Source organism: Caldicoprobacter faecalis (assembly GCF_900115765.1).
In the GTDB taxonomy this organism is placed as follows: Bacteria; Bacillota; Clostridia; order Caldicoprobacterales; family Caldicoprobacteraceae; genus Caldicoprobacter; species Caldicoprobacter oshimai.
This window is the reverse complement of the sequence record NZ_FOXR01000055.1, coordinates 1-7,644: the sequence shown is the minus strand read 5'-3', so window position 1 is coordinate 7,644 and position 7,644 is coordinate 1. Positions and strand designations below refer to the sequence as shown.

5 protein-coding genes are annotated in these 7,644 nt (G+C 34.0%); all 5 read left to right on the top strand.

Features of this window, described 5'->3' with window-relative positions; translation table 11 throughout:
• Nucleotides 1-292: 292 nt before the first annotated feature.
• The 5 genes from BM241_RS11625 to BM241_RS11605 all read left to right on the top strand — a co-directional run bounded on the left by BM241_RS11625 (nucleotide 293) and on the right by BM241_RS11605 (nucleotide 7,454).
• Nucleotides 293-1,243, top strand: a complete 951-nt coding sequence (locus BM241_RS11625; RefSeq protein WP_025746878.1) for an ABC transporter permease — start codon at nucleotides 293-295, stop codon at nucleotides 1,241-1,243.
• Between the two features lie 11 nt (nucleotides 1,244-1,254).
• On the top strand, nucleotides 1,255-2,151 hold the full coding sequence (locus tag BM241_RS11620; RefSeq protein WP_025746877.1) for a carbohydrate ABC transporter permease: 897 nt from the start codon (nucleotides 1,255-1,257) through the stop codon (nucleotides 2,149-2,151).
• Nucleotides 2,152-2,228: 77 nt separating this feature from the next.
• The gene (locus BM241_RS11615; RefSeq protein WP_092282863.1) at nucleotides 2,229-3,926 is read left to right on the top strand and encodes an extracellular solute-binding protein; all 1,698 of its coding nucleotides are present in this window, start codon (nucleotides 2,229-2,231) and stop codon (nucleotides 3,924-3,926) included.
• A gap of 137 nt (nucleotides 3,927-4,063) precedes the next feature.
• Complete coding sequence (locus BM241_RS11610) at nucleotides 4,064-5,893, top strand: sensor histidine kinase (protein WP_025746875.1); 1,830 nt, start codon at nucleotides 4,064-4,066, stop codon at nucleotides 5,891-5,893.
• Between the two features lie 25 nt (nucleotides 5,894-5,918).
• On the top strand, nucleotides 5,919-7,454 hold the full coding sequence (locus BM241_RS11605; RefSeq protein WP_092282862.1) for a response regulator: 1,536 nt from the start codon (nucleotides 5,919-5,921) through the stop codon (nucleotides 7,452-7,454).
• Nucleotides 7,455-7,644: the final 190 nt, after the last annotated feature.

Sequence of the window (7,644 nt, the reverse complement as noted above, 5' to 3'; positions counted from 1 at the left end):
TTATACCATAAAAGAGAGGATGTTTCTATATTTTTATGCCGAAAAATGTTGATTTTTCAAGGTTCAGAGCTCATTTTTTATGTGCGAAGTCTGAGTTTATTATTATAATTCTTTTTGTTTCCTTTTAAAAATTTGCAGCTACTGATATGTCTAACTTGTTTTTAAGGCCGGCTAAATTAAGGACAACTAAAAAATTGACACCAAAAACAAATTAACTTACTTTCATTTTAAATTATTCTTTGTTAGAATAAAGAACGAAAATTAAAGCATAGGAGGCAAACATTAAATGAGAATGCAATCTACAGCATCAAATAATGTTATAATCTCCCCAAATAGCAAACAGTTTTTTCGTAGGTTAAAAGAACAAAAATACCTTTATATGATGGTAATTCCAGGTGTAATTTGGATGATAATATTTAATTACATTCCTATGTACGGGATAATAATTGCTTTTAAAGACTACAATATTATTTCTTCGTTTTTTGAGGCCCCATGGGTAGGATTTAAACATTTTTTAGATTTTTTTAGAGATGATTGGTTCCCCATCATAATGAAAAATACTGTTGGGATAAGTTTGTTGAAGCTCATTTTTGGATTCCCTTTACCAATTATTTTTGCTTTGTTTTTAAATGAAATCCAAAATTCTACTTTTAAACGTACTGTTCAGACTATTTCATATCTTCCTCATTTTTTGTCGTGGGTTGTTTTAGGAGGTATTCTGATTACGTGGTTGTCCGAGAGCGGAATGATTAATGAATTATTGGTAAATATGGGTATATTGGATAAACCAGTTGCTTTTTTAGGAGAACCAAAATATTTTTGGTGGATAGCCACAATTTCAGATATTTGGAAAGGGCTGGGGTGGAACAGCATAATTTATTTGGCTGCCATCTCCGGAGTTGATGTTGAATTATATGAATCTGCTATTGTAGATGGAGCTGGTCGATTTAGACGGATGTGGAGCATTACCTTACCAAGCATTTCGGGGACCATTGCAATTTTGTTTATATTAGCAGTTAGCGGGCTTCTTAATTCCAATTTTGATCAGATACTTGTTCTTCGGAATCCGTTAAATGCACCGAGTAGTGAGGTTATTGATATATTTGTGTATAGGATGGGTATACAGTCTGCGAGGTTTTCTTATGCTACAGCTGTTGGGTTGTTTAAGTCGGTTATTGCTTTAATGCTTCTCTTGCTAGCAAACTGGGTAACCAGAAAACTTACAGGAAAATCGTTATTCTAGGAGGAAGTTGTATGAGAAGAAAATTTTTGGCAAGACGGACTAAGGGTGAAGTTGTCTTTGATATTGTTAATACAATTATCATGATAGTTATTTGTTTTATGATGTTGTACCCTGTATGGTATACATTAGTAAATTCTTTAAATGATGGGACTGATGCCATGCTCGGGGGAATTTATTGGTGGCCTCGAGTTTTTAGCCTGGATAGTTACAAAGCGGTTTTTGCTGATTCTAAAATTTTTAGGGCTTTTGGTGTAAGCTTTTTCAGAACTATTATTGGAACAACCGTTCACGTATTTTTCACATCTATGGTTGCTTATGGTTTGTCTAAAAAATATCTTATGGGCAGAAAGTATTTTATGGCTATGGGAACAATTACTTTGTTTTTCAGTGGAGGACTGATTCCTACATTTTTGCTTTATAGAAGTCTAGGATTATTGGATCGTTTTGCAGTATATATAATTCCGGCAATGTTCAATTTTTATAATCTTTTAATCTTTCAAGCTTTTTTTAGGGAAATACCAGATGCTTTGGAAGAATCGGCTAAAATAGATGGGGCAAATGATTTTTATATCTTTTTCAAAATCATAATACCGCTTTCGAAGCCTGTGCTTGCAACAATTGCTTTGTTCACCGGAGTGTATCACTGGAATGATTATTTTGCTGGTGTCATTTTTATAAATAATCCAGATTTACAACCTATTCAAACTTTCCTTTACAGGGTGATTGCAGAGACTACTTCGGTTCAGATGCTTCAAAACATGCCGGCTGGTATACGAACAACTAGTGTAACATCGCAGACAATTAGACTGGCAACTATGATAGTAACTACTGTCCCTGTGGTATGCGTATATCCTTTTCTGCAGAAGTACTTTGTTAAAGGGATGCTTTTAGGTTCTATAAAGGGGTGATGTTATTATGAAGCAGGTATGCTAAGTGCTTTATTTTAAAAATCTGAAAAATCATTTTTAAAAAGGAGGCTAGAATGATGGGAAAAGGGTATTTAAGGCTAGTTGCTTATCTGTTGGCAATCTTGTTGTCGGCGTTGCTTTTTGTTGGGTGTACTTCTGACAAAAAAGAGAACGATAGTGAAGAACAAGTTTCTAGTGAAAATGGAAATAATGTTGAACAAGAACAGGCTTCCGGAGATTCAGAAAAATCCGAAAATTCTGAAGAAACCGTTGAACCTGGGTGGAAAAAGGATACATCTCCGGTTACATTTGATTGGTATGTTCATTTTTCATGGTATAACTATAATTGGGGAGAGACTTTAATATCAAAATATGTACAGGAAAAAACAGGAGTATCTATTAATTTTATTGTACCAGCAGGAAATGAAAACGAAAAATTAAACACCATGATTGCATCAAATACGCTACCGGATTTTGTAACGCTTGGATGGTGGGAAGATGGAGTACGTAAAATGATAGATGGAGGTCTAGTTTATTCTCTCAATGAATTGGCTGATAAATATGACCCATATTTCTACGAAGTGGCTTCTCCACAGGTTTTAAAGTGGTATGAGCAGGATGATGGCAAAACTTATGGTTATCCCAACTTTGCTGTAGCCCCGGAAGATTATGATAAATATGAAAAAATTCCTTCTAATCAGACTTTTGTTGTTAGGAAAGATATGTATGAGGCTTTGGGTAAACCTGATATGAGAACTCCTGAGGGATTTTTGGCAGCTTTGAAGGCTGCTAAAGAGAAATTTCCTGAGGTTAATGGCCAACCTTTAATTCCAATAGGGTTGCATGAGTTTACAGATACCGGAAACTATTCCCTTGAATCATATTTGGCCAATTTTTTGGCTATACCTAGAGAAAAAGACGGAAAGTTATATGATTTCAGGGAGGACCCTGAATATATCCGCTGGCTGAAGACTTTTAGAAAAGCAAACGAAATGGGATTGCTCTCTCCTGATATATTTATAGATAAACGAGCTCAAATGGAAGAGAAAATTGCTCAAGGCAGGTATTTTGCTATGCTTTATCAGAGGACGGATTTTGTGGCGGCTCAACAGGCATTATATGAAAGAGATCCCAATAGTATATATATTGCAGTGGATGGGCCGGCCAATAGCAATCTAGATCCTCCTAAATTAGCGGGGCCAGGGATATCAGGATGGACCCTAACTATGATTACAAAGAATTGTAAACATCCTGATCGCGCTATTCGTTTTGTGAGCTATTGGTTAAGCGAAGAGGGACAACGTGATATGTATTTGGGTAGACAAGGTGAAACATGGGATATCATAGACGGGAAAGAACAATATCTTCCAGAATATGCTGAAATGGCTCGAAACAATCGCGAACAGTTTGATAAGGTTGTAGGACAGGATCCTCTTTGGATGTTGGGTAATAGTTTAATACAGATGAGGTGGGCACCAGAACCCGGGCCGGCTGTCAGACAATTGGAAGAGTGGACATATGGAAAGGCTGTTAGTTATGCAATATATGATAATTTAATCCCACCAAGTGATAGTGAAGAAGGGATCATTGCTAGCAGGATAGCTGACCTATGGGGGCAGACTCTACCAAAACTTCTCCTTGCAAAATCTGATGAGGAATTTGATCAAATATATCAAGATTTTCTGAAAAAGAGAGCTGAGGCAGGATATGAAAAATTATTAGCTTGGCAGATGCAAAAACTGGAGGAAAATAAGAAAAAATTAGGGATAAAATAACAAAAAGAGGGAAGAACACAAAACAGAGTTCTTCCCTCTTTTATACATCAGTATGGAAATTTTGTTTTTCAGAATATATAATGTTGTTGCAGTAAAAAAGATGAAATAACAAATATTTTTGAAAGGGCGGAATCATTGTGGTGAAGAGTCTGCTAAGTTGGCAGAAGTTTTCTTTGAGCAAGAAACTTATAGTTTCTTATATATTTATTTTAGCCATTCCGTTAATTTTATATGCCATGTACACCTTTCATAAAATAAAGCAGACTACTCAGGAGGACTTTATAAAAAATGAGGTCCAAAATCTGCAGGAAATAAAGTTTCAGATATATCGTAATATTGAAATTTGCCAGAGAGTTTCCCAATTTATTGCTAGTAACAAAGAGTTACTGGAATTTATTTCAAGAGATAATGGTTTTGATACTCAGGAGTTTATAGAATTCAAGAATATTTTTCTAACTCAGATTGAAAGGTTACTATATACAAACCCGGATATTTACCGGTTGAGATTATTTATTAACAGGGATGATTTTCCGGAAATATGGCCGTTAATTTATCATGATAAGCGTGTATTGCATGAACACTGGTATGTTACCAAAGAACAGTGGGACAGAGAAGTGTATTGGGAACTTGATCATATCTTTCAACCATTTAATATTGCGAATTCTGAACGTAGTAGGGTTACAACTATGTATCGTAAAATATGGGGACCCGGGAATCAATATCTTGGAGCACTTGAAATTAGCATGTTGGTCAGTCAATTTTTTGGCAACATGAATACTAATACTGCGAATTCTGATGGGGGATTTGCAGTAATTCAAGATAATCAGGATATGTTCTTCTATGGTGATACATTTTTAGATAGAATAGGAATAAAAGCTGACGAATTAAAATCCTTGTTGATTATGCAGGCTAATAATCAAGAAGAAGGAGTACATATACTTAAAATTAATAATAAACCCGTTATTATGGTCTATACAACTATACATCCCATAAGCAGCACGATTTATAGAATTGTATCTATTGAGAATATGGTGAATAGACTCAATAGAACCCGAAATTTACTTGTTTTAGTGACATTAGGTGGGTTTATTGTTTTCTCGGCTGTCACTTATACCTTTACATCAGTTATTTTGAAAAAAATGCGTATTATCGTAAATTGCATGAAAAAGGTACAAGCTGGCAACTTGGATGTGGATATTCCTGTTTACGGCTGTGATGAAGTCGCTGAACTTGCTCAATGTTTTAATAAAATGATGGCAAGGATAAAAGAATTGATATCGATAGTTGTAAAAAAAGAGCTTATTAGTAAAGAAACAGAATTAAAGGCTCTGCATTCTCAGATCAATGCACATTTTTTGTATAATGTATTGGAAAATATTAAGATGATGGCCGAAATTGATGGTATTTATGAAGTAGCAGATGCACTTACATCTTTAGGAAGATTAATGCGTTACAGCATGAGCTGGAAAAAAGACAAGGTTTCTTTAGGTGATGAACTTGCTTACATAGACAATTATATCAAATTAATAAATATAAGATATGATTATGAAATTTCATGTGTTTATAATGTAGACGAAGAACTATTAAATTGTGAAATCTGTAAGATGTCTATTCAACCTATTGTAGAAAATGCGGTCATTCACGGTATTCAGCCTAAAGGCCAGGGGGGAATTATAAAAATAACGGCTTGGATTCAAGAAGAACACTTGATTGTAGAAGTTTTCGATGACGGAAAAGGTATTAAACCAATTGATTTGAAACGATTGAAAGAGGTTTTATCAACAGAAGATGAAAGTAATCAACAAGAAAATGAGCATTCGCGAGGTATAGGGTTGAAGAACGTGGATCAAAGGATTAAACTTGCATATGGACCTCAGTATGGTATTACAATAGACAGTATAGAAGGAAAATATACAAAAGTGCGATTGGTGTTTCCGTATATAAGAAATTCGTATTTATGTAGTTAATTTTTGGGAGGTTAAGCCATTTGCCATGAAAAAAGTACTAATTGTCGATGATGAAAAGTATATAAGGTCTGGTCTTAAGGTTATGATTCAAAAATCTGGTATTGGAATAGATGAGATTTCAGAATGTGCAAATGGTCGTGAGGCTCTAGATCGCCTTATCCAGGAGAAGTATGATTTGGTTATTTTGGATATACGCATGCCTAAAATGGACGGTATTGAGCTTATGAAAGAAATGCAAATGTTACCGTATTCGCCAGCGGTGATAATATTGAGCGGATACGACGATTTTAATTATGCTGTAGAAGCCATCAAATACGGAGCTAAAGCTTATCTTTTGAAGCCGGTTGATCGACATGAATTATTTAATGTACTAAATAAGGTAAAAAATGAAATAATACAGCGCGAAAATATAGAAAAGAAGAGCCAGCGTATTAAGAAACTATGCCTGAATCAGTTACATTACATATTTTTAAGTGATAATCTGGGAGAACAAGAGATTCGTGAAATTCTGGAAGATTTGGAAATCGATTTGTTTTATGACCCATTTTATATAAGTATTATTACCCCTAAAAATAATAGTACCGTGAGTACTGTAGATATAAACACAGTAGAGAAATTTTTAAGAGAAAAGCACATAAAAGCTTTGTGCTTTCGTGGTACAAAGGGGGAACTTATATTTGTTACTAATAATAGGATTAATTGGGAAGATCTTCTGAAACATTGTATAATGAATTGCAGTAATCAAAATTATGTTGTGGCGGTTAGCGCTCTAGGAAACAGTTTGACTGATATAAGAAAAGCTTATATACAAGCTAGAGAAGTGCTCAAGTATAGAATATTTATAAAGGGGAGCGGAGTACTCTATTATGAAGATATACTTGAGCGCAAGGATGATTTTATTGTTCCTGTAGATAAAATTGAAAGCATTTGTAATATGTTAGGTATTGAAAATGATAAAGAAATCAGAAGACGTTTGGATGAAATACTTGATATATCGATTTTTTACAAAGCCAACATCAATTATTTCAATAACTTCATTGAGATATTTAAACATAAAATTGAAAATAGCCTTGCGGTTTTAAGTCCCAAAAAACGAAAAGAGTTTGAAAGTAAATACTCAAACGTATGGAATCCTTATTGTTTTGAATGCATAGAAGGGTATTTTGATTTTGTAAAATTCTATATATTGAAACTTAATGAGTACATTTATAGTTTAAAATCTTCATGTGAAAATACAGAACATAAGGTAGATATGGCTATACGATATATAAAAAAACATTACAATGAAGATTTAAATTTGGCTGTTGTCGCTAATTATGTTTCTCTTAATTATTATTATTTTTCACATATATTTAAAAAGATAACCGGAATGAGTTTTATGGATTTTTTATTAAAGGTACGTGTAGAGAAAGCAAAGGAGTTGCTAAAAAATACTGAAGATAAAGTTATAGATATTGCTTTTAAAGTAGGATTCCAAGATCCCAAACATTTTACTAAAAGCTTTAAAAAGGTTACAGGGATATCTCCAACCCAATATAGAAGACGTTTTTGTAAAGAATAAAATACTTCAAAAAATCGCAAAAAAGTATACCTAATCGTAAGCGTCAAATAGAGCACACCTAAAAATTTGTAATCAGATGTGAGATAATTCCTCCGTAGAAATGATGAGGAGGGATTATCTATGACGCACAAAGAGCGTAAGCAACAGTGGGAAGCTAGGATTGAGGCATATAAGTCCAGCGGCTTAAGCA